This is a genomic window from Ancylobacter sonchi (assembly GCF_018390695.1).
GTDB lineage: Bacteria > Pseudomonadota > Alphaproteobacteria > Rhizobiales > Xanthobacteraceae > Ancylobacter > Ancylobacter sonchi.
Window position 1 is genome coordinate 80763 of the sequence record NZ_JAHBGF010000010.1, and the last position, 22626, is coordinate 103388.

A 22626-nucleotide genomic window follows, 5' to 3' on the forward strand; every position below is an offset into this window, starting at 1 on the left:
GGCACCTTTGTTCGGGAAGTGATTGATCCTCCGGCTCAGAGCGGTCTGAGCAGGTGTCGCACGACTGGCGGCCGCTCGCCGACATGGAAGGCGTGGAGCATCTTCTGGTCGATCGCATCGGCATGGGTCACACGGGCGTGCTGCCGCTGGTGCTCGACCCAGCTCTCGACGATGAAGTATTCGACGACCCGGCCGGGCTCGGCAATGTCCTCCCACACGTCCCAGCGGATGGCGCCGTCGCGCTGCCGCACAGAGCTGAAACGCCTCAGGGCGCCGATGAACTCGCCCGCCTTCTCGGGAGAAACCCGATATTCGATCTCGATAAGCACCGGACCGCGATCGTCGGTCGGCTGGACCGACATCACCGGTTCGGCCCAATGGTGCGAGGGCGCCAGATCGGTCGTGGAATCCTTGGGAAGGCGCCAGAGGACGGCGAGGATCAGGGCCGCCGCCTGCCCGACGGCCGCGACGGCAAGGGCGGTGCCGACGCTGGTGCGCGCGGCGAGTGAGCCCCACAGGATGCTGCCGCCGGTCATCGCGCCCTGGAACACCAATAGATAGACGGCGAGCGCGCGCGCCTTCACCCAGCCGGGCGAGGCCATCTGGGCGGCGACGTTGAGGGAGGTCAGCATGCCGATCCAGGCGAGGCCGGCGGCGAACATGACCGTGCCTGCGAGCCAGGCGTTCGGCACCAGCGCGAGGGCCAGCGTGGCCAGTGCGAACAGCAAGGTCGCGGCAATCGACAGCGTGTTGGCGGCGATCCGCTTTCGCAGTTTCTTCAGCAGGATCGCGCCGACGACCGCGCCGGCACCCATGCAGCCGAGCAGCGCGCCATATCCTGCCGCGTCGAGGCCCAGTCCTCTGCGGCCTACCAGCGGCAGCATCGCCCACAGGGCGCTGCTGAACAGGAAAAAGCCCGCCGCGCGGATGAGCACGAGACGCAGCGCCGGGGAGTGGCGCGCATAGCGACAGCCGGCCCTCATCGCGCCGAAGAAGTGCTCCGGCGGCAGGCTGTGGATGTTCGCCGGGCGCTTCCACGCGAGCAGGACCGCGAGCACGGCGACGACCGAGAGGGCGTTGAGGGCGAAGACGGCGGGCGAACCTGCGATCGCGACGATGACCCCGCCCAGCGCCGGCCCGATGGCGCGCGCGATATTGATCCCGAGGCTGTTGAGCGCGATCGCGTCCGGCAGCGCAGGCTGGCTGACGAGTTCCGGCACGATCGCCTGAAAGACGGGCGCGCTGAGGGCCGCGGACACGCCGAGTACGAAGGTCGCCGCCAGCAGCACGTGGGGAGTCGTCAAGCCCTGCCAGGTCAACATGGCGAGAATGGCTGCGGCGACAAGGCCAAGGATCTGGGCCATCAGCAGCAACCTGCGCCGGTCGACGATATCGGCCAGCGCGCCCGCCGGAAGAGCGAGCAGGAACATCGGCAGCGTGGTCGCCGCCTGCACCAGCGCGACGAGCAGCGGGCTTGGCGACAGCGACGTCATCAGCCAGCCCGCGCCGACATCGTGCATCCATGTGCCGATATTGGAGACGATGGTGGCGATCCAGAGCGCCCGGAAGACCGGGAAACTCAGCGGTCCGGCCGAGCTATCCGGCGCGGGATGGGAGGACGTCATGTTCGCCCCTTCCGGTGGCTGAGGATTGCGGCCAGCATGAACCCGCCGATCAGTCCGACATGTTCGAGGAAGGTGTTGCGCTCGTGGAAGCGCTGCATCGGGTCTGCCACCTGCCAGAAGGGGTGGGCGATGAGTGTCGCCACCGCCGTGAAGACACCGAGCGCCCCAGCGCCGAGCCAGGAAAGGCGGCCGAGGATCACCAGAGCCGAGCCGCCGATCTGGACGAGGACGGTCGCAACGACCACCAGCCAGAGCGGGCTCAGCCCGAAATGTGCGGCCTCGGCGAAGGCGCCGTCGAGGTCGAACAGCTTGGCAATGCCGCTCGTCCAATAGGGCAGCGTCAGCAGGACGGCGGCAAGGCGCGCGAACCAGCGCGCCTCGAGTAGGGACGAGATGGGCTGGGGCGTCATGGTCACACCGCCCAGCAGCCGCAGCCGAGCGCGCCCCAGAAGGTGCGTGCGTCGGAAGCCGGAACGTTGGCACCCAGCGCGGCGGCATGGTCGTGGCCGTGCACGGCGCAGTTGTTGGCGCAGCCGCAGTGCAGGGTCAGCTTGGCGCGCGCCTCCTTGGTCTTGTAGTAGCCGCCGAAGGTAGCGACCGGCGACCAGTCGGGCATCGGCGCCGGCAGCGCCGGGGCGAGCGGCGCATAGTCGCCGTCACCATGCACCACCTTGCCGCCGAGCACGGTCAGCACCGAACGCAGATGCACGATGTCGGCCTCCGGCACCGAGAAGTAATCGTCGGACAGCACGGCGAGATCGGCGAGCTGGCCAACCTTGATCTGTCCCTTCCTGCCCTGCTCGTTGGAGAACCAGGTGTTGGCCTCGGTCCAGAGCCTTAGCGCCGTCTCGCGGTCGAGACGGTTGTGCTGCGGATAGAGGCGCAGCCCGCCCACGGTGGAGGAGGTCACCAGCCAGGAGAGCGCCACCCACGGATTGTAGGAGGCGACGCGAGTCGCGTCGGTGCCGGCGCCGACCGGCAGACCCGCTTCCATCATCCGCTTGATCGGCGGAGTGCGTTCGGCGGCCCTGGCGCCGTAGCGCTCGACGAAATATTCGCCCTGATAGGCCATGCGGTGCTGCACGGCGATGCCGCCGCCGAGCGCGGCGATGCGGTCGATATTGCGGTCGCTGATCGTCTCGGCGTGGTCGAAGAACCAGTTGATGCCGGACAGCGGCACGTCGCGGTTGACCTTCTCGAAGACGTTCAGCGCGCGCTCGATGGTCTCGTTATAGGTGGCGTGCAGCCGCCACGGCCAACGGTTCTCGGCGAGCAGGCGTACCACCGGTTCGAGATCGGCTTCCATGTTCGCGGGCATGTCCGGCCGCTCGACACGGAAATCCTCGAAGTCGGCGGCGGAATAAACCAGCATCTCGCCGGCGCCGTTGTGGCGATAGGTGTCGTCGCCCTGTCCGGGTGAGACCTGCTTCACCCATGAAGAGAAGTCGGCGAGTTCCTCCTTCGGCTTCTGCGTGAACAGGTTGTAGCTGATGCGCACGGTCAGCTGGCCCTCGGCATGTAGCTTCTCGACGATCTGGTAGTCGTCGGGGTAATTCTGGAAGCCGCCGCCGGCGTCGATTACGCTGGTCACGCCCAGCGCGTTGATCTCCCGCATGAAGTGGCGCGTGGAATTGATCTGATAGTCGGCTGGCAGCTTCGGCCCCTTCGCCAGCGTCGAATAGAGGATGGTCGCGTTCGGCTGCGCCAGCAGGAGGCCGGTGGGGTTGCCCGCCGCATCACGCATGATCTCGCCGCCGGGCGGATTGGGCGTGTCCTTGGTGTAGCCGACCACCCGCAGCGCGGCAGCGTTGAGCAGCGCGCGATCATAGAGATGCAGGATGAAGACCGGGGTATCGGGCGCCACGGCGTTCAACTCGTCGAGGGTCGGCAGGCGCTTCTCGGCGAACTGGTGCTCGGTGAAGCCGCCCACCACCCGCACCCATTGAGGTGCCGGCGTGCGATCGACCTGCGCCTTCAGCATGGCCATCGCCTCGGACAGGCTCGGCACGCCGTCCCAGCGCAGCTCCATATTGTAGTTGAGGCCCCCGCGGATGATGTGGGTGTGGCTGTCGATCAGCCCGGGAATGGCGCGGCGTCCCTTGACGTCGATGATGTCGGCTTCCGGTGCGGCGGCCCGTGCCTCCGCCTCCGAGCCGACGGTGAGGAACTTGCCGTCGCGGATCGCGATGGCCTCGGCGACGGGGTTCTGCCGTTCGAGCGTCGTCACCCGGGCGTTGACGATAATCAAGTCTTTCGCAGGCATAGGGTTTTCCTGTGCGCGGGCACGAAGCGAAGGCAACAGCGTCGCGGCTGCGGCTCCAGCGATGGTTTGACGACGGGTCAGTCGGAACATGTCCCTGTCCTTTCTTCGTCTCCCGGAGGGGCGGGAGAACCGGGGGATCAGCCTTGGGCTTTCTCTGGCAGCGTCAGGAACACGCCACTGGCGGCAAGGACGGCCGGCAGGGCGAAGCACCACATGCCCAGAAGGACGAAAAGCAGAGCGGCAAGTCCGCAGCCGAGCGCGAAGGCCAGGACCGGTACGCTCAGTCGGATCAGGCGTGCCTTGATCGCTTCCGGCTTGTCCTGGGTCTTGCCGTAGAGGAGGCCGGCGAGGTCGAGCATCATCTGCGTCGTGGTGCCGGTCATCAGCGTCGAGGGCGGCGCGGAAGCCAGGTGCAGGCGATGCGCGGCGTTCTGGATAGCCATGGCGATGACTAGCAGCATGCCGGTCAGCACCGGCGGCAGGCCGTCGGCATCGGCAAAGCCGCCATAGTAGATGGCGCAGCCTGCCGCGGCCGTCAGGAACAGGAACTTCGCGAGCAACATGACTCGCAGCGCGCGCGCGGGTGGCGCGGCGACGCGCAGCGAGAGATACTGCAGCACCACCACCGCGACGCAGAAGGTGGGCAATGCCAGAAGCTTGGCGACGAGGCTCTCGCTGCCATGCGCGAGCGCCTGGCCGATCATCACGAAGTTGCCAGTCACATGGGCGGTGAAGAGCCCGTGCAGCGCGAGGAAGCCGGCGGTATCGACATATCCGGCATTGAAGCTGAGAACGGTGGGCAGATTTGGCCTCATGATGCGCTCCGTTGGCTTTTGGCTGGTACGAGGCGACTTCAGGCCGGCTCTGCCCTATGGCGGATCGCAGCAAGGATGTCCGAGGCAGGGGGCGCGAGGCGTTGGCGGATTGTTCCGCCGAGCATCGCGCCGCCCGCCTTGCCGCTTCGCTCAGGCGGCGGGCTTCGGCGCGAGGCGCGTCCCGTGGGCGACGCGTTCGGGGGCCTTGTGGACCATGGTATAGGCGTAATCGATGCCCATCCCGTAGGCGCCGGAATGCTCCCTCACGATGGCGGTGACGGCGTCGTAGGTGCCGCGGCGCGCCCAGTCGCGCTGCCACTCCAGCAGCACCTGCTGCCAGGTCACCGGCACGATGCCGACCTGGATCATCCGGTCCATGGCGTATTTGTGGGCGTCGGCCGACGTGCCGCCGGAAGCGTCGGAGACCATGTAGATCTCGTAATCGGTGTCGTTGAGGCACGAGAGCGCGAAGGTGGTGTTGCACACTTCGGTCCACAGGCCAGAGACGACGACCTTCTTGCGGCCATGCGCGGCATTGGCGGCAAGCGCCTCGCGTACCTTGAGGTCGTCCCAGGAATTCATCGAGGTGCGCTCGAGGAGCGGCGCCTCGGGAAACACCGCAAGGAGCTCGGGATAGGTGTGCCCGGAGAAGCTCTCGGTCTCGACCGTGGTGATGACGGTCGGGATGTTGAAGACCTTGGCCGCCTTGGCGAGACCGACGACGTTGTTCTTCAGCACCTGGCGGTCGATCGATTGGACGCCGAAAGCCATCTGCGGCTGCTGATCGATGAAGATGAGTTGGCTGTTCTGCGGCGTGAGCACTTCGAGCTTGCTGGACATGGGCGTTTCCTGTTGAGGGATGGCAAGATGAGCCGGGCGCGTCAGGCCGCGTCGGCATCCTTCGCCGCCCCGTCGGAGCGATGAAGCGCGAAGGATTTCTCGTGCAGGCAGGACTGCACGACGTTGGTGTGTCCCCTCAGCCATTGCACGGCGGCCTCTCCCGCCAGCATGCCGAGCAGCCCGATGAGGGCGATGATCGGCGGCGCCGGCGAGCGCACCGCGAGAAGGCCGTAGACCGCGCCGATCCCGAGACCGGCAGCGAGGGAAATGAGATAGGGTTGAAGCTGACTCATCGCGGAAGCTCCAGATTGCGCGCAGAGGGCGGCGGGAAAGGCGGGCCTTAGCCGGCAAGCGGCGCGCGCGGCCCTTCGATCCGGGCGCGATAGGGCTCATGGTGGGCCAGCAGCTTCAGCCCCGCGCCGAGAGAGGCGGTGTCCTGGTTGCGACCGTCGATTTCGTTGAGCACGCGTCCGCCTCCTCGCGGTCGCGCCGCGCTCCAAGATGCCGCGGAACCTAGCGAAGTCTGGCGTTGCGGAGAATTGACGCCTATGTTGATAATCTATTGCGATTTACGTAATAATTGATCATGAACGAGCTCAAGGCCCTCCGCACCTTCCTTCTCGCCGCCGAAAAGCGGAATTTCGCTCAGGCGGCCCGCGAGATCGATACAACCCCCGCCTCGGTCACGCGGACCATCGCCGCGCTCGAGGCCGAGCTCGGCGTGCAGCTCTTCGTCCGCACCACACGGCAGGTCGCACTGACGGGAGACGGCGCCATATTCGCCGCGCGCATCGCTCCGGTCGTGCAGGCGCTGGATGCGGCGCGCACCGAGCTAATCAACGCGCACAAGGCGGACGAAGGCAGGCTGCGGATCAATGCACCCATGTCGTTCGGCCAGCGCCTGCTGCCGCATATCCTGTGCGGGTTCCGTGAGCTCTATCCCAGGATCGACGTCGAGATCACGCTCACCGACAAACTGATCGACGTGGTCGACGAGGGGTTCGATTTGGCCATCCGCATCTCGGGCGTACCATCCGAGAAGTTCACCATCTGGCGCAAAATCTGCGCCATCAGGCGCATCCTCGTGGCCGCGCCTGGCACGCCCCCCACCACCGCCCGCCACCCCAACGAGCTGTCTCCCGATGCGTGCCTCGCCTACGATGCCGGCAGCCATCGCGAGACATGGGAGCTGACGGATGGCGGCTCCACCGCGACTATCTCGGCGGGGCGAGCGGTCAGTTCCAACAATGGAGAGGTATTGGCCAGTCTTGCGGCGAACGGGGCAGGTGTCGCCCTGCTTCCGGTCTTCATCGTCGCCGAGCATTTGCAGGCGGGACGCCTGGTCCCGGTTCTGCCGGAATGGTCGTCGCCGGAGTTCTGGCTCACACTCTACTATCCGCCCTATCAGAAGCTGCCGCCGCGCATCGCCGCCTTCTCCGACTTCTTCGAGCGGGAGATTCCCCCTCTCGTGACCGCGATCGAATAGATCGGCTAGAGCAGCTCGGGACCAAGCAAACCCGGTCCCTCCATCCGTCCTGGAGCGTCAAGGGTTACGCGGCCAGATGCCGACTATCCCGCGTATCCGTGACGCGGCTAGGAAGAGGTCCGAGTAGTTGAAATGCCTGCTTCGGGACGGCATGCCAATTCCTGCTCTTGGCGCTGGGCAACTACGAGTTCTTCCCAGGCGGGGACCTAGCCGACCTCGGGGAAATCCCTCTCAATGCCAGCCTATGGGCCGCCGACAACGGCGACTCCGATCGCGTAGAATGGCGCCTTCTGCAACTCGCATGGCGCGCACCGTCATCGGCACATTGACGCCGGCCTACTACGCTCGTGCACGTCAATGGAGGACGGCATGAGAAATCCCCGCAAGAAAATCGCCTTGGTTACCGGAGCCTCGTCCGGCATGGGCAAGGATATCGCCAAGCAGTTGATCGAGGACGGCTACCATGTCTTTGCCGCCGCCCGAAACGTCGAGAAGATGGCCGATCTTGGAGCGCTCGGCGCGACGCTGCTACAGATGGACATTTCCCGCGAAGACGATATCCGCGCGGCGGTCGACGTCGTCCTCAATGAGGGCGGCACGGTCGATGTGCTGGTGAACAATGCGGGCTTTGGGCTCTATGGCCCGGTAGAGGAGATCACTCTCGACGAGGCCCGCTACCAGTTCGAGGTGAATCTGTTCGGTGCCGCGCGGCTTACCCAGTTGATCCTGCCTGCCATGCGGGCGCAGCGTTCCGGAACCATCGTCAACATCACCTCGATCGGCGGAAAGATCTATTCCGTGCTCGGCGCGTGGTATCATGCTACAAAGCACGCACTGGAAGGCTGGTCCGACTGCCTGCGCCTTGAGGTCGCGCCGTTCGGCATCCGCGTCGTCATCGTCGAGCCCGGCGTGATCGAGACCGGGTTCGGCGACGCCGCTTCCGGCAATCTCCTGAAGCGGTCGGCCGGTGGCCCCTACGCCAAGCTCGCTCAAGCCGTCGCCAACGCCATCACCAACACCTATGGCAAGGGAACCGGCAGTCCCGGCACGGTGATCGCCGACGTGGTGTCGAAAGCGGTGAAGGCGCGCAGGCCGAAGACGCGCTATGCCGCCGGCAAATATGCCAGGATGTTGCTCGGCATGCGCAAATGGCTGAGCGACCGGACCTTCGACAGCGTCATCATGAGCCAGATGAAATGAAGTTACAGCGCGCAACCGCAACCCTGCGAGGCCGGCGATGAGCACGATGCCTGCCGATCGCTGCAAGATCCCCGCCGCCTTCTGGCGCGTGATCGAGCGCCTGGGCTATCCGCCGGCCGCCATATTGCGCCAGGCGCGGCTCCCGGCGACGCTGCATCTCAACGAGCAGGCGGTCGTCACCACCGAGCAATATTTCGCTCTTTGGAACGCGGTAGAGCAACTGGCGAACGATCCGGCGCCCGGCATCCGCCTGGTGCTCGGCGCCGACACCGCCGCCTATCCGCCGGCCAGCCTCGCCGCCTTCTATGCTCGCGATTACCGCGACGGTCTGATGCGGCTTGCCCGCTTCAAGCGTCTCTGCACGCCCGAGCAGCTCCATATCGCGGAAGCGAAGCAGGGAGTGGTGGTGACCAGCGCCTGGTTCCATGCAACCCGGCCGGAGCCTGCCATCGCCACCGATGTCACCTTCGCCTCACTGGTCGAACTCGGCCGACGCGGCACCGGCCAGCCCGTGTACCCCCGGAAGGTGGATCTCATCCGGCCTGATCCGGGCGACGGGGTTCATGCGGATTATTTCCGCTGCGCCATCCGCTTCGGGGCGCCACGCAATGCGCTGGTGCTCGATCCGACCGATCTCGACCGCCCGTTCCCCGGCCACAATCCCGAGCTGCTGGCCATCCTGACGCCCGCGCTCGCTGCAGCGCTGCAGGAGTTGCAAACGCACAGCTCCGTCGGCGCCCAGGTGAAGATGGTGCTGAAGCGCAGCCTGGCGAGCGGGAGGCCGGAACTCGCCGACGTCGCCCGGGATCTCGGCATGAGCGAGCGCACCCTGCAGCGGCGTATCACCGAGGAGCAGACGACCTTTCGGGAACTGCTCGTCGAGGCACGGCGGGAACTCGGCCGCCAGCTGCTGGCCGATCCTTCGACCGATATCGACGAGGTGGCCTGCCTGCTCGGCTACCAGGATGCGAGCTCGTTCTACCGCGCTTTTCGCGACTGGGAGGGGGTGACGCCGGGCGAGTGGCGCGAGCGCAAGGGCTTGCCTGGCGCGGCCAGTAAGAGCCCACCCATCTGGACGCATTGACGTTCGCGGATTTGGCGCACTCCGACAGAGCATCGGCGCCCTGTGCCACTGCCGCGTACGGCGTCGACGGCCATCTTCCCGGGCTGACACCATCCTGAGGAGGCCTGCATGGCCGAGAAGATCGGGCTCATCACCGGCGCATCACGCGGCTTCGGCCGCATCTGGGCCGAGGAGGCGCCATCAAAGACATGGGCGAGGAAGACGTGCGCGCCGAGTTCGACACCCATGTGTTCGGCATGCTGCGGGTGATCCAGGGGGCGCTGCCTTGTCTATGCGAGTAGGGCAGTGGCCACACCCTTTGCGATCTATCGAGGTGACAAGATGCCAAGCGACATTCTGACGTTCCTTCGGTCCTGGGCCGCAGAACCCGTACGAGTCGGCGCGGTCGCACCGTCCGGCAGCGCGCTCGCGGATCTCATCACAAGCGACATCGGCCCCCATACCGGGCCGGTGATCGAGCTCGGGCCAGGAACCGGAGTCTTCACCGCCAGACTCCTGACCCGCGGCGTCGAAGAAGCGGACCTGACCTTGGTCGAGTACGGCTCCGATTTCGCACGGCTGCTGCAACGGCGATTTCCTGATGCGCGCATCATGTGGATGGATGCCGCACGGCTCAAGACTGTCGCGTTCGAAGCTCCGCGGTCCGTTGGCGCCGTGATCAGCGGCCTGCCGCTCCTGGGCTTCTCGCCGCGCAGGATCATCGCCATTCTGGACGGAGCGTTCCATCACCTGCGTGCAGGCGGCGCGCTCTACCAATTCACCTATGGGCCACGCTGTCCGGTACCTCGGCCGATCCTCGACCGCCTCGGCCTGCGCGCGACACTTGTCGGCCGAACGCTGCTGAACATGCCGCCGGCCGCGGCCTATCGCATTACACGGCGAGCAGCTCGCATGACCTAACGGACCAAGTAAGCAGCCCTTGCCTGGCCGTCGATCTGGTCAACAGGACGGCTCCGAACGTCCATTTCCGGAACACAGGCCAATGCCCGCTCATGGCGCTGGCGTCACGCTCGGATCGAGATGCGTATCGCCGAGAGGCCATGGGCGATCCGCCAGATAACGCCGTCATGCCAGCGCGCCAGTATGGCTCGACTAACTCAGTGATGCAAAAATGGCGGTATAATTTGGCGGTGAGTCAAAAAATTTCAATGTAATCAATGCATTAATAAAATTAACTGGCGGAGCGCGCGGGATTCGAACGAGGCTGAAACGCACGTTCCGCGCGGATATGTTTGTCGACATGCGGGCCGGCGCACCCTGACTTCGAAACGCCGCTTAAACGCCGCTTAAACCCATTCCTCGGCACTTTCTAAACCAACGCAATCTCAACGACATAGGGGTTCGCAGTTTCACTTTGGTCGGCGCGCCAGCGATTTTGCATGTTCGTAAGTCATTGAATTTATTCGATATTATGGGGAAGAAAATTGGACGTGGACCCCAGATGAACCCCAGCGTTAAACCCTAGCCAAAGCTGCCGTTCGGGTTGGCTGGATCACTGAGTTCAACAAGCTGGGCTGTGCGCACTTCAGGCGCTACGAAATTCCCTCCATCACCGAGTCTGGCACCTGCCCAAAGCACGCAATGAGCACCGGAGGGTCCGCATCGCCGCTCTCCGGTTCGACATCGGTCGAGAAGGCGATAGCCCCGAGCTTCACTAGGCTCATGCGGTGAGCGACCCGCTCAGCATCGGCCGCGTTGCGAACCTCCATCGGAATGCCGGCCTTGATTGCACCGCGCTTGCCCGCCTCGAATGGTTGGACGACGTAGAAGGTTTTCTTGGTCATGGCCGACTCCTTATCCGTGGCCGGCACCGTGCGCTGATGTCATGAACAAAGCAAGAACAATAGGTGTGGGGCTGTCTTGTTCTTACGTTGTTCTCGCACTTCGATCGTGGGAGCGAGGAGGTCGCCACCAGGCAGACGAACAACAACCCATCCCCTTCCGTGGCTCCTGAGGCCACCTCACGGAGCCCTTCACGGTCACCGAAGCGGACATTGATGAGGTCCTAGAGGTGTGTGGATGGCGCCCTAGGGGCGCCATACGCGCCCTCCTGATTGGCCGGCGCTTCTAGAGGTAGCGCGTGACGGCCCCCGTCAGGAAGCGAGCCGGGGCTATGTGAGGGGCCGCCCATCGCGGAAAGCGAAGGGGCAGGCGGAGGCGCCGGAAGGCGAGACTTCAGTTGCTCCGTTCAGCGGCCTTCTTGGCGAACAGGAAGCCACCCAAGCCGCCCATGAGACCGCCATTTACGTAGATGACGAGGAGCGGGGCGAAGTCCGCAAAATAGCCGAAGCGGACGGCAGCACTAGAGGCGAGCACGACCATCGCGCCGATGAGCAAAGCGGCCGGGACGAGTCTCCTGACAACGAAGGCTATCAAGCCGGAGGCGCAGAGAATGAGGAAGCCTGAGATCAACGCGAAGGGGTCTATCATTCAGCGGCCCTTAGGGAATGTGTCAGCAACACAGATAGGTTGTAGCGGATCGGTGGTGTTCTATCCGGCGATATCTGCGAGGAGACTGTTGGCCGGCGAGTGGACCATTCAGCGCAGGGGCAGGGAGGTGCGTTACGGGCCTGTCCGCGCCGTCGTGGGCTACCGAAGGATATCGGCGTGCGGACGGCCGCGTCGGACTGCTCGCCCGCGCTTTCGAGGCCTTGACCCCAAAACAGAGATGGGTGGCGGACTTCACCTGCATCTGGACCGCCGAGGGCTGGCTGTACGTTGCCGCCGTCATCGACCCGTTCTCACGGCCTGTCGTCGGCTGGGCGATGAGGGCGGGGATGACGGCACCGCTCGTCGCTGATGCCCTCATCATGGCGATCCGGCGCGGAGGCAAGCCGGACAACCTGCTGCACCACTCCGATCAGGGCAGCCAATACACAGACGGGGAGTTTCAACGCCCGATGGCCGACCACGGCATCACCTGTTCGATGAGCCGGGCCGGCAATGTCTGGGGCAAGGCGCCGATGGAAGGCTTTTTCTCGTCGCTCAAGGCCGAGTGGACAACTCGCAAGGTCCATAGGGCGAGGGACGATGCCGGGGCCGATCTGCTCGACTATATCGAGCACTCTACGACGGTCGGCGCAGGCACTCGAAGCTGGGCTCTCTCGGCCCGGTCGAGTTCGAGGAACGAGCTAGATCAGCTCAACCTCGTATCCACAGAACCGGCAGCAGGCCATAGTGGCCGAAGCCGGCCATTTGTCATGGGCCGGCTCTGCGGCCGATTGTGCGGCTTGCCCGAAGCGTAAGCAGAACGGGTGAGGGGCTTGTCAGCCAAGCTCGAGGCTTGAAGCCTTGACGCTCCGATAGACGCAATCGAGGATCTCGTTGCGCGCCGGGATGCGGTCTGCCGGAGTTCTCACCCAATAGCTCAGTTCGAGCACGATCGCCGCGGCATCGACGCTCTTGAGTGCCACCAGAGGCTCAGGACTGAGCATTGGCAGACGACAATGACCGAGCGCCTCGCGCATAACGCCGATCACCATGGAGGGCATCTGCGTCGGAGCGACGCGTATGGTGACGCTCTGCACATGCGAGCCGTCGGGCCGTCCAAGATTGGTGATCGTCATCTTGGCCAGCACGCTGTTGGGCAGCACGATGACATTGTTGGCGGCGGTCTGGACATGGGTCGAGCGCCAGTCGGTCTCGACGACGCGCCCTTCGGTGCCGTCCGCGAGGACGACCAGATCGCCAAGACGGTAGGGCCGGCCCAGGGTCAGGGCGATGCCGGAGAACACGTCTCCCAGAGTGTTCTGTAGCGCGAGGCCGACCGTGATCGCCACCACGCCCGATGTCGCCACGAGCGCGGAGACGTTCATGCCGAACACGAAGGACAGGATCGCCAAGGCAACGCCGAGATAGATCGCCGCGACGAAGATGTCCTGTAGCAGCCGGGCCTGCTGGGGATGGCCTTCGATCACCAGATATAGACGGACGAAGCCGATGACCGCCCAGGCCAGATGGATCCACCACAGCATCTTGGCGAGGATCAAGGTGATATCGGTGAACTGATAGTCGCCATATCCCTCCAGGCGGTAGGGTACGACGCCGTAATATAGCAATACGCCCGTCATGACGGCGAAGAAGCCGAGTTGGACGACGAGGCGCGTCGTCGTACGCCGGCGGGGCACCACGTGCCAGACGATGATCCCGGCGATGCCGAACAGGTTGAGCAGCGCCAGCGGAGACCATGCGTGTATCGTCATCGGACAGTCTCCCAAGGTCGTCGCCCACCCGTGGCCGGAGCCATCGGATGGACGACGGAGCGCTACTTCGTCAGCGGGTAGATCAGCTCCTTCTCGTCGGTGTCGACGACGAACACCGCGAGGAGCTTGGCGGGTGCGGTCCCGCTGGCGTTCTCACTGACGCCGTGGCGGTCGCCGGGCAGTTCCGAGAAGCTCTCGCCGGCGCGGTAGGTGATGACCGGGCCGTCATTGACCTGGCTGCGGATGGCGCCTTCCAGCACGGTCGCGTAGATGAAGGCCGAATTCGGATGGGTATGGCCGGCCGAGAACCCACCCGGACCGTATTCGACCAGCACGCCCTTCATGCTCTTGCCCGGCACGTTGGGCAGTTCGTGCTCATAGACCAGGGTGACCTTGGACTCCTTGTCGGCGTCGTGAGCATGAGCCGCTGCAAGGGACAGCGCGAGAACGAAGACGGCGCCAAGCGTGCGAAACATGGGATCCTCCCAGGGGTGTCTCAGGATGGAACGGTCGGCGCCGATCAGGCGGCCGAGCGCTGCGCGCTCATCCATTGCTCGAAGGTGATGGCGCCAAGCCGGGGATTGGCGTCGGAAACGAGGCTCTTCTCGTCGAGCCGGGCGCCGAAATAGCGGGCCTCTGGATCGACCTCGACGGAGCGCGCATCGCCGGCGGCACGCAGATAGCGCCGGACGAGTTCGCTCAGCGCGACGCGTTCGGGACCAGCGATCTCTACGATGCCGTTGGCCGGAGGTGAAAGCGCCACATCGGTCATCGCATCGGCCACGTCGTCGGACGCGATCGGCTGCACATAGGCCGGCGACAGCCGGACCGTCTCCCCGCTCGTCGCCGACTTGGCGATGCCGGGCAGGAATTCGAGGAACTGCGTCGAATGCACGATGGTGTAGGGCAGGCCGGATTCGCGGATCAGCTTTTCCTGCAACAGCTTGCCGCGGAAATAGCCGCTTTCCTGCAGCCGCTCGGTGCCCACCACCGACAGGGCGATATGATGGCGGATGCCGGCCGCCTTGCCGGCGGCCAGCAGGTTGCGGCCCGACGCGCCGAAGAAGTCGAGCACCGCCTGGTCCTCGAAGGACGGCGAGTTGGCGAGGTCCAGCACCACCTCGGCGCCGGCGAGAGCCTGGGCGAGGCCTTCGCCGGTGACGGTGTTGACGCCGGAGTTCGGAGAAGCCGGCAGTACGTCGTGGCCGCGCTTGCGCAGGCGGTCGACGGTCTTGGAACCGATCAGGCCGGTTCCGCCGATGATGACGATCTTCATGACATGGGTCTCCTTATCGCAGCCGCGCGAGGCGGTGCGTGATGCGTGCGGCGGGGAAGGAAGGGGTCGGCCAGTGGCTCAGCTGAGGCCGGCCTTGTCGAGGCCGAACACCTTGTCGGCCGATCCGGGCACCGTCTTGAAGGCGATTGCGGCGCGGTTCCAGGCATTGATGGCCATCACCTCGAAGGTGAGATCGGAGAGCTCCTTCTCGGAAAACTGCCCGCGCACGCGCTCATAGAGGTCGTCGGAGACACCACCCTCGGGCAGCTTGGTCAGCGCCTCGGTCCAGGCGAGGGCGGCACGCTCGCGCGGAGCGAAGAGGTTGGACTCCCGCCAGATGGCGACGTGGTAGAGGCGGAGCTCGGTCTCGCCGGCAATCTTCGCCTGTTTGACGTGCATGTCGAGGCAGAAGGCGCAGCCATTCAATTGCGAGGCGCGGATCTGGACGAGGTCGCGGACCTTCTCCTCGATGGCGCTGTCCTTTAGGGCGACGCTGAAATCCATGAATTTCTTGAACAGCTCGGGGGACTGCTGGGGATAGTTGAGGCGCTGTAACATTGCGGAGCTCTGTTCGTTTGCGATGAGACGACGTTGGCCGGGCGTGGGTTCGCGGGATTCACGAGCCCACGCTTTGTTCCGGCTCTGGCGGGCGAAGGTCAGTAGTCCCAGTAGGCCGGCACCCAGCGGAAGGCGTCGCCTTCGACAGCCACCCGGCCGACGGAGGGAAACGGCAGATGGGTGGCCACCAACTGTTCGCCGGTCGCCGCCAACTCCGTCAGCAGACGGACCCGCACGCGGGCGGCCTCCTCGGGATCGTGCTCGAAGCCGTTGTGCCAGTCGGGGTGGTCGAAGCCGACCGTGAAGACGGCATCGCCGGCGAAGGTCAGCCGGTCGTCGCCGGAGGCGAGACGGACCACGCTGTGGCCGGGGGTATGGCCGCCCGTGCGGTGGACGACGACGCCCGGCGCCACCTCATGCTGGTCGTCGAATAGCCGAAGCTGGCTGCGATACTCGTTCGCGAACCGCGTGGCGGCCGAACGGAGCGCGTCCGGGAACCCCGGCGGCATGTCGACGTGGGTGAAGTCGGGCGCCTCCCAGAACTTGACCTCGGCGGCCGCCACGTGGATCCGCAGGTCCGGACGCAGCCGGTCTTTCACTCCGTCGACGAGGAGCCCGCCGATGTGATCCATGTGCATGTGGGTCAGCACGATGTCGGTCACCGAGGCGAGATCGATGCCGGCGGAGGCCAGACGCTTCACCAGTTGGCCGGCCCGCGGCAGGTTCAGGTCCGGATCCAGCCCGAGCCCGGCATCGATGAGGATGGTCTGATCGCCGCTGTGCACCAGCACCACGTTCAGTGACCAGTCGAACGCGTCCGGCGGCAGGAACATATCCTTCAGCCAGGCGGCGCGTGCGGCCGAATCCGCGTTGTGTCCCAGCATCTTGGTCGGGAGCGGCAGCACGCCGTCGCTGATGACCAGCACGTCGATCTCGCCGACCTGTACGGCATAGCGCGACGGTACCAATTCGTCGGGCTCCGATCGGACGGGGGTCGATGGAATGTCGAGGCTCATGTTCATCTCCTGCTGACGGGGTCTTTCACTCAGCAGGGGTGACGCTACGGAGAGGCGCGATTTCCGTCGATCAGATCGAGGCAGAGCGCGACCTATGCCGTGGCATAGGTCGTCTTGTGCAGCCGGACGGCCGCATTACCCGGTGTGGCGCGCTCGACGATCTCGCACCTGTTGTCTTCTCGGACTTTGATGCGTGCCCGCTCATGGTCGGTTCATCGCCGCATTGCCTCCCAGGGCGGCCGACGAAACCGTTCGACGATGAAATCGATGAACAATCGCGCCGGTCGTGCAAGGTGGCGGCGCCCGGCATAGACGATGCGGATATCCATCGCCTCGCTGCGACAGGTCGGCAGGCACTGGACGATCTCGCCGGAGGCAAGCTCGCGATGCACGAGGAAATCCGGCAATAGCGCCACGCCTTCGCCGCGCAGCACGGCGGCTTTCATCCCGAAGCCGTTGGCGCAGATGACGGCGCAGGGCGTGTCGACCTCCTGCCGGGAGCCGTCGGGAGCGAGGAGCGACCAGAGATTTCCCGTATCGGAGAACTGGTAGCCGACGCGCGGGAGCGACCGCAGCGTCTCGATGTTCTCGGTGTTGCCGGTCCTCGCGAGCAGGGACGGAGCCGCGCAGAGCAGCATTCCCGTGCTCGCCACCTTTCGGGATACCTGGCTCTCCGGCCCTGCTGGCGAGATGCGCAAGGCGACGTCGAAGGCCTCCTCGGTCATCTCTATCACCCGGTCGTTGTAGTGGATGTCGAGCTCGATGGCGGGATGACGCGCGGCGAACTCCGGCAGGAGCGGAGCCAGCCAAGAGAGCCCGAAGGTCATCGGCGCGTTGATCCGCAGCCTCCCGCGCGCGGCCCGGTCGGGATCGGCGAAGTTGCCCTCGAGGTCGGCGATGTCGTCGAGAACACGCCGCGCCCGTTCATAGACGTCGCGCCCGCTATCCGTCAGGGCCAGCCGACGCGAGGTGCGCTCCAGCAGCCGGGTGCCGAGGGAGGCTTCGAGTTGCTGAACGTGTCGGCTGACATTGGCGGGTGACATGCCGAGCTCCGCCGCGGCGCGGCCGAAGCCGCCGCGCGCGACGATGGCGACGAAAACCTGATAGGCGCGCAGGCGATCCATCATTCGATTGTTGCAGATTGTGGAATGTTCGAACAGTTCTGCATCAATTGATGCAACGATCTTTGCGGCGCACATGTCGATGACCATTCACGGAGGTCATCATGACGACATTCGAAGGCCGCGTTGCCATCGTCACCGGGGGCGGGGCCGGCATCGGCCACGCCGTGGCCCGGCAGCTTGCGGACAGGGGCGCCCACGTTCTCATCACCGGACGCCGGCCGGAGGCGATTGCCGCCGCTGCCGCGGCTCATCCGCTGATTGAAGGCTTCGTGGCGGATGCCGCCCGCCCGGAGACCATCCGAGCCACGGTCGGGGAGGCATTGCGGCGCTGGGAACGGCTCGACATCATCGTGAACAATGCCGGCGCTGGCCAGCCGGCGGGGCTTGAGCAGGTGTCGGCGGAAAGCCTTGACGCGATCTTCCGCACCAACGTGTTCGGCCCGACCCTGCTTTCCCAGGCGGCGCTGCCAGAGTTGCGCCGGACACGTGGCGCGATCGTCAACCTGTCGAGCACGCTGGCGCGCAAGCCGGTGCTAGGTTTCTCCGCCTACTGCGCCAGCAAGGCGGCGCTCGAGCAACTCACCCGGACCTGGGCGCTCGAACTCGCTCCGCACGGTGTTCGCGTGAACGCCGTGGCGTCGGGGCCGGTGGAGTCCGATTTCCTGCGCGAGCGCATGGGTTTTTCGGATGACGAGATCGCCGCCATCAAGGCGCAGGAGGTCGAGATGATCCCGCTGGGTCGGCGCGGCGTGCCGGACGATGTCGCCCGTTGGGTGGTGGCGCTGGCCGATCCGGTGGCCGATTGGGTTACCGGACAGATTATCGGCGTCGACGGAGGCTTCGGCCTGTAGGCGCTTCGTTCCGCCCGCAGCGATCGGGTCGCCGCCATCTGGGCAACCCATGGATTTCCATAGGATGTGCGCGGCACCCCGCAACCCTATCCTCCGGCCACATGGGATCACCGGTCGGAAGGAGTGCTAGTCTGCCGCCAAGGTCGCGGGCCCGGGGATGTGGCCCCATAGGAGGACGTGGCGATGTCGTCCATCGCAGTTGACGCCATGAACGACGAGCCTCTGCACGACCGTGAACGGGAGCTGTCGCAACTCATCGACATGGTCCCGTGTCATGTGTGGCGCCTCACGCCCGATGGCGAGCCGACTTTCTTCAACAGGCGCATGGTTGAGTATCTGGGGTTGGAGGTTGCCGGCGGCTCGCCGGGCGGGTTGGAAGCCTTGATCGGCTCGGTCCACCCTGACGACGCGCAGGGGTTCCGCGACACGCTCGGCCGTAGTCTGGCGACCGGGGAGCCGTTCGCGCTGCGCTACCGGCTGCGCCGCGGGGACGGCGCGTATCGCTGGATGTCGAGCCGAGCCGAGCCGCTGCGCAACCAGGCGGGCGGAATCGTGCAATGGTACGGCGTGTGCCACGACATCGACGATCAGGCCCGGGCGGAGGAGGCGCTCCGGTCGCGCGAGCAGGAACTCAAGCGGCTGGTCGACGCCGTGCCCGCCATGATCTGGTGCGTCATGCCGGACGGCGAGCCCTCCTATATCAACAAGCGGCTGGCGGACGCCGTCGGCGTCGAGTTGGGCGACCTTATCGAGGCTGACGGTTCGCGCTCGCTCGCCGATATCCATCCCGAGGATATGCCGGCGGTCGGCAAGGCGCTCGGCCACGCCTTCGAGACCGGCGAGCCGTTCTGCATGACCTACCGGCAGCGGCGCGCCGGTGGCGGGTTCCGTTGGACCGAGGGGCGCGCCGAACCCCTGCGCAGCGAAACCGGGGCGATCATCCGATGGTACGGTGTGTGCGTCGATGTCCATGATCGCGTCGTCGCGCAGGAGGCGTTGCAGGAGCGTGAGGGAAGGCTCCGCCAACTCGTCGACGCCGACATCATCGGGATCGTCATCTGGGACCTCGACGGAACGCTCATCGACGCCAACGACGCGTTTCTCCGCATGGTCCAGTATGACAGGGCCGACGTCGAAGCCGGCATCCGATGGTTCGACATGACGCCGCCGGAATGGCAGGCGGTGCATGCCGAGGAGGAGGCCGAGGAGCTGGCCACCACGGGCAAGATGCAGCCCCGTGAGAAGGAATACTTCCGGAAGGATGGCAGCCGGATCCCGGTGCTGATCGGCGCGGCCTGCTTCGACGGGCAGTCCCGGCAAGGCGTTGCCTACATTCTCGACCTGACCGAACGCAAGCGCGCGGAGGCGGCGGTACGCGAGCGGGAACGGGAGTTCTCGCAACTCGTGAACATCGTGCCTGGCTATCTCTGGCGGATCAACGCGGACAGGTTGCCGGTATTCTTCAACAAGCGGTTCGTCGACTACCTGGGCTTTGATGTCTCGGACCTGGATCAGCCGGACAAAAGCAGGTTCGCGGCGATAACGGATGCCATTATCCATCTGGACGATCGCGCCGATGTTTACGCCGCGTTCGAGCGTCACTTTGCGACGGGCGAGCATCTTTTCATGAGGTGGCGCATGCGCCGGGCCGACGGCGTGTATCGCTGGATGCAGGCCAGCGCCGAAGCGACGAGGGATGAGAATGGTCGCATCGCTCAGTTATATGGGCTTTGCCACGACATCGACGATCAGGTCGTGGCCGAAGCGGCGCTCCGGCATAGCAAGCAGCAACTGGAGCAGATGATCGACGCGGTGCCGGTCAACATCTTGAGCTTCGATCGCGCGCGCAAATTGACCTACGCCAGCCGGCGATACCTCGACACCGTCGGGGCACCGGGCGCCATTGACGACTTCGAGGATCTCGCTCGGGACGTCGCGCACCCGGAAGACTTTCCCATCATGCTTCGCCGAGCGTCGCATGGGTTCACGACTGGGGAACCGTTCGTCAATCGCTTCCGCCGGCGTTGCAGCGACGGCGTCTATCGCTGGATCGAGGCGCGGGCACAGGCGCTCCGCGATGCGACTGGCGAGATCATCCAATGGTACATCGCCTCGATCGACATCGAGGAGGAGATGCAGGCGCAGGCCGCGTTGCGCGAAAGGGAGCGGTTCCTCTGGCAGCTCGTGGAAACCTTGCCGGCCATGATCGACTGCGCGGCGCCGGACGGCGAGCCGGTGTACCGCAGCCAGCAGCTCCGCGAGTTCCTCGGATACCAGCTGGAAGAGCTGAGCGAGGCGGACGGGTCGCGTCTGGCGCAGACGCTGGACGCGGGCGTCCATCCCGACGACCTCGCCGCCGTGAAGAAGGACTATGCCCACTCCCTGCTGACCGGCGATCCCTATGCGCGCCGCCACCGCCTGCGGCGCCATGACGGCGAATATCGCTGGATCGAGACGCGCGCGGCTCCGATGCGAGGCGCCGACGGCACCATCGTCCAGTGGAACGTGATCTGCCTCGATATCGATGCCGAGGTCCGGGCGCAGGAGGACCTGCGATTGGCGCAGGAGCGCCTCGCACGTGCGAGCCAGGCGGCGAGCCTCGCCGAGCTGTCCGCGTCGATCGCCCATGAGGTGAACCAGCCCCTGGCTGCGGTGGTCTGGAACTCCCAGGCCTGCCAGCGCTGGCTGACCGCCGATCCGCCGAATCTGGAGCGGGCGCAGATGACGGTTCAACGGATCATTCGCGACGCCAACGCCGCGGCGGATTTCGTCAGCCGGATCCGGGCCCTGTTCAAGCAGGCGGTCGTCCCGCGGCATCGCGCGTCGATCGGGGACGTCATCGCCGATGTCGGGCGGTTGCTCGCCGACCGGACGTCGCAAACGCGGGTCGGCGTCGCGGCGGATGTCGACGCCGAGCTGCCGGAGATCCCGTTCGACGTCGTCCAGGTCCAGCAGGTGCTCGTCAACCTCATGCGCAACGCGATCGAGGCGATGGACGGCCACACGCCGGAGCCGCGCCTCGGCGTACGCGCCATTCGCGACGGCGAGGTCGTGCGGGTCGAGGTGAGCGACAACGGGCCCGGCGTCCTGCATCCGGAGAAAGTCTTCGACGCCTTCTTCACCACCAAGCAGACCGGCATGGGAATGGGGCTGGCGATCTGCCGGTCGATCATCGAGTCCCATGGCGGGCGGCTGTGGGTGGAACAGAACGACGCCGGAGGCGCGACATTCGCCTTCACCCTGCCGATCCAGGTGTTCGAGCCCTCATGACGCCGGAGATGCCCATCGTGCTGATCGTGGACGACGACCCCAGCGTGCGCGAAGCCCTGAGCGAATTGCTGGAATCGCACGGCGTTCGCGTGGCCGCCTACGCGTCGGCCGGCGACTATGCCCGGGCAGGCCGGCCCGACGCGCCGGCCTGCCTGCTCCTCGACATCGAACTGCCCGACATCAACGGGCTCGACCTGCAGACGCAGCTGGCCGGCACGAACCATCCGCCGATCGTGTTCATCACCGGCCATGGCGACATTCCCTCGTCGGTGCGGGCGATCAAGCACGGCGCGGTGGACTTTCTCACCAAGCCGTTCAGCGAGGAGGCGCTCATGGCGGCCCTCGACGCCGCATTCGTCCAGGACAGGCGCCTGCGCGCCGAGCGTGCCGAGCTCGAACGCCTCGAGGCGCGCTACGCGACGTTGACGCCGCGCGAGCGCGAGGTGCTGCCGCTCATCGTCAGCGGCCTGTTGAACAAGCAGGCCGCTGCCGCGCTGGAGCTCAGCGAGGTCACGTTCCAGCTGCACCGGCGCAACGTGCTGCGAAAGATGGGCGCCGCCTCGCTCCCCGACCTCGTGAGGATCGCCGAGCGGCTGAGCATCCCGGTCACCCATTCGCGTCGCGGAGAGAGGGAAGCGTGAGTAGTTCCAAGCGTATCATCGCGATCGTCGACGACGACATCCGGCTGCTGGAGTCGCTGGAGAACCTGCTGGAATCCGCCGGCTATGCGGTTCGGACCTTCTCCTCGCCAATGGCCCTTCTCGCGGCGGGCCTGTCTGATCTCGATTGCCTGATCACGGATATCGGCATGCCCGGGATGGACGGCTTCCAGCTTCGCGAAAAGATCGGGCAAACGCGTCCGAACCTGCCCATCTTCCTGGTAACCGGCCGCCACGAGATCGCCGATCGGCCGGGCAAGGCGGCGCTGGCGACCGCTCTGTTCCGCAAGCCGATCGATGGCCAGTTGTTGCTGGCCGCCGTGGAAAATGCCTTCACCGATTGAAGCTGGGAGAGGT

22 protein-coding genes and 2 pseudogenes are annotated in these 22626 nt (G+C 65.6%); 9 read left to right on the forward strand and 15 right to left on the reverse strand.

Going from position 1 to position 22626, the window contains the following annotated elements:
* Window positions 1-35 precede the first annotated feature (35 nt).
* The 7 genes from KHC28_RS01900 to KHC28_RS27640 form a co-directional block, all read right to left on the reverse strand.
* Window positions 36-1625, reverse strand: coding sequence for an MFS transporter (locus tag KHC28_RS01900; RefSeq protein ID WP_214006639.1), 1590 nt, complete (start codon window positions 1623-1625; stop codon window positions 36-38).
* Window positions 1622-2035, reverse strand: coding sequence for a DoxX family protein (locus KHC28_RS01905; protein ID WP_214006640.1), 414 nt, complete (start codon window positions 2033-2035; stop codon window positions 1622-1624). The genes KHC28_RS01900 and KHC28_RS01905 overlap by 4 nt, the downstream gene beginning before the upstream one ends.
* Before the next feature lie 2 nt (window positions 2036-2037).
* Window positions 2038-3969, reverse strand: coding sequence for an amidohydrolase (locus tag KHC28_RS01910; RefSeq protein WP_376772588.1), 1932 nt, complete (start codon window positions 3967-3969; stop codon window positions 2038-2040).
* A 56-nt stretch (window positions 3970-4025) separates the two neighbouring features.
* On the reverse strand, window positions 4026-4703 hold the full coding sequence (locus KHC28_RS01915; RefSeq protein ID WP_214006642.1) for a YoaK family protein: 678 nt from the start codon (window positions 4701-4703) through the stop codon (window positions 4026-4028).
* 150 nt (window positions 4704-4853) lie between these two features.
* A complete protein-coding gene (locus KHC28_RS01920) occupies window positions 4854-5543 on the reverse strand; it encodes a hydrolase (protein ID WP_214006643.1) in 690 nt (229 codons plus the stop codon).
* 41 nt (window positions 5544-5584) lie between these two features.
* Window positions 5585-5836, reverse strand: a complete 252-nt coding sequence (locus KHC28_RS01925) for a DUF1427 family protein (RefSeq protein WP_214006644.1) — start codon at window positions 5834-5836, stop codon at window positions 5585-5587.
* A 47-nt stretch (window positions 5837-5883) separates the two neighbouring features.
* The gene (locus KHC28_RS27640; RefSeq protein WP_281419062.1) at window positions 5884-6009 is read right to left on the reverse strand and encodes a hypothetical protein; all 126 of its coding nucleotides are present in this window, start codon (window positions 6007-6009) and stop codon (window positions 5884-5886) included.
* Window positions 6010-6129: 120 nt separating this feature from the next.
* Here KHC28_RS27640 and KHC28_RS01930 point away from each other — a divergent pair, with 120 nt between their 5' ends.
* From KHC28_RS01930 to KHC28_RS01945, 4 genes are all read left to right on the forward strand, one after another.
* Complete coding sequence (locus KHC28_RS01930; RefSeq protein WP_214006645.1) at window positions 6130-7029, forward strand: LysR family transcriptional regulator; 900 nt, start codon at window positions 6130-6132, stop codon at window positions 7027-7029.
* A 369-nt stretch (window positions 7030-7398) separates the two neighbouring features.
* Window positions 7399-8229, forward strand: coding sequence for an oxidoreductase (locus KHC28_RS01935; RefSeq protein WP_214006646.1), 831 nt, complete (start codon window positions 7399-7401; stop codon window positions 8227-8229).
* A gap of 37 nt (window positions 8230-8266) precedes the next feature.
* On the forward strand, window positions 8267-9313 hold the full coding sequence (locus KHC28_RS01940) for an AraC family transcriptional regulator (protein ID WP_214006647.1): 1047 nt from the start codon (window positions 8267-8269) through the stop codon (window positions 9311-9313).
* A 321-nt stretch (window positions 9314-9634) separates the two neighbouring features.
* Window positions 9635-10213, forward strand: a complete 579-nt coding sequence (locus KHC28_RS01945; RefSeq protein ID WP_214006920.1) for a class I SAM-dependent methyltransferase — start codon at window positions 9635-9637, stop codon at window positions 10211-10213.
* Between the two features lie 632 nt (window positions 10214-10845).
* Here the strand turns inward: KHC28_RS01945 and KHC28_RS01950 are convergent.
* Both KHC28_RS01950 and KHC28_RS01955 read right to left on the reverse strand, forming a co-directional pair.
* Window positions 10846-11097, reverse strand: a complete 252-nt coding sequence (locus tag KHC28_RS01950; RefSeq protein WP_214006648.1) for a hypothetical protein — start codon at window positions 11095-11097, stop codon at window positions 10846-10848.
* A gap of 391 nt (window positions 11098-11488) precedes the next feature.
* A complete protein-coding gene (locus KHC28_RS01955; protein ID WP_214006649.1) occupies window positions 11489-11743 on the reverse strand; it encodes a hypothetical protein in 255 nt (84 codons plus the stop codon).
* A 129-nt stretch (window positions 11744-11872) separates the two neighbouring features.
* Here KHC28_RS01955 and KHC28_RS01960 point away from each other — a divergent pair.
* Window positions 11873-12491: pseudogene (locus tag KHC28_RS01960) on the forward strand (IS3 family transposase); the annotation flags it as partial.
* Window positions 12492-12579: 88 nt separating this feature from the next.
* Here the strand turns inward: KHC28_RS01960 and KHC28_RS01965 are convergent.
* The 6 genes from KHC28_RS01965 to KHC28_RS01990 all read right to left on the reverse strand — a co-directional run bounded on the left by KHC28_RS01965 (window position 12580) and on the right by KHC28_RS01990 (window position 17576).
* A complete protein-coding gene (locus KHC28_RS01965; RefSeq protein WP_214006650.1) occupies window positions 12580-13515 on the reverse strand; it encodes a mechanosensitive ion channel family protein in 936 nt (311 codons plus the stop codon).
* Window positions 13516-13577: 62 nt separating this feature from the next.
* A complete protein-coding gene (locus tag KHC28_RS01970; RefSeq protein ID WP_214006651.1) occupies window positions 13578-13991 on the reverse strand; it encodes a cupin domain-containing protein in 414 nt (137 codons plus the stop codon).
* Window positions 13992-14035: 44 nt separating this feature from the next.
* Window positions 14036-14791, reverse strand: a complete 756-nt coding sequence (locus KHC28_RS01975; RefSeq protein ID WP_214006652.1) for an SDR family oxidoreductase — start codon at window positions 14789-14791, stop codon at window positions 14036-14038.
* A 78-nt stretch (window positions 14792-14869) separates the two neighbouring features.
* Complete coding sequence (locus tag KHC28_RS01980) at window positions 14870-15349, reverse strand: carboxymuconolactone decarboxylase family protein (protein WP_214006653.1); 480 nt, start codon at window positions 15347-15349, stop codon at window positions 14870-14872.
* Window positions 15350-15447: 98 nt separating this feature from the next.
* Window positions 15448-16371 (reverse strand): MBL fold metallo-hydrolase, encoded by a 924-nt coding sequence (locus KHC28_RS01985; protein ID WP_214006654.1) that lies wholly within the window; start codon window positions 16369-16371, stop codon window positions 15448-15450.
* A 206-nt stretch (window positions 16372-16577) separates the two neighbouring features.
* Complete coding sequence (locus tag KHC28_RS01990; protein WP_214006655.1) at window positions 16578-17576, reverse strand: LysR family transcriptional regulator; 999 nt, start codon at window positions 17574-17576, stop codon at window positions 16578-16580.
* Window positions 17577-17590: 14 nt separating this feature from the next.
* On the opposite strand from KHC28_RS01990, the gene KHC28_RS01995 reads away from it, so the two are divergent.
* From KHC28_RS01995 to KHC28_RS02010, 4 genes and pseudogenes are all read left to right on the forward strand, one after another.
* The gene (locus tag KHC28_RS01995) at window positions 17591-18340 is read left to right on the forward strand and encodes an SDR family NAD(P)-dependent oxidoreductase (RefSeq protein WP_214006656.1); all 750 of its coding nucleotides are present in this window, start codon (window positions 17591-17593) and stop codon (window positions 18338-18340) included.
* 216 nt (window positions 18341-18556) lie between these two features.
* Window positions 18557-21610, forward strand: a pseudogene (locus KHC28_RS02000) (PAS domain-containing sensor histidine kinase); the annotation flags it as partial.
* Window positions 21607-22251: a response regulator transcription factor gene (locus KHC28_RS02005; RefSeq protein ID WP_214006658.1), complete on the forward strand. Its 645-nt coding sequence runs from the start codon at window positions 21607-21609 to the stop codon at window positions 22249-22251. The pseudogene KHC28_RS02000 and the gene KHC28_RS02005, both read left to right, overlap by 4 nt.
* The gene (locus KHC28_RS02010; protein ID WP_214006659.1) at window positions 22248-22613 is read left to right on the forward strand and encodes a response regulator; all 366 of its coding nucleotides are present in this window, start codon (window positions 22248-22250) and stop codon (window positions 22611-22613) included. The genes KHC28_RS02005 and KHC28_RS02010 overlap by 4 nt, the downstream gene beginning before the upstream one ends.
* Window positions 22614-22626: the final 13 nt, after the last annotated feature.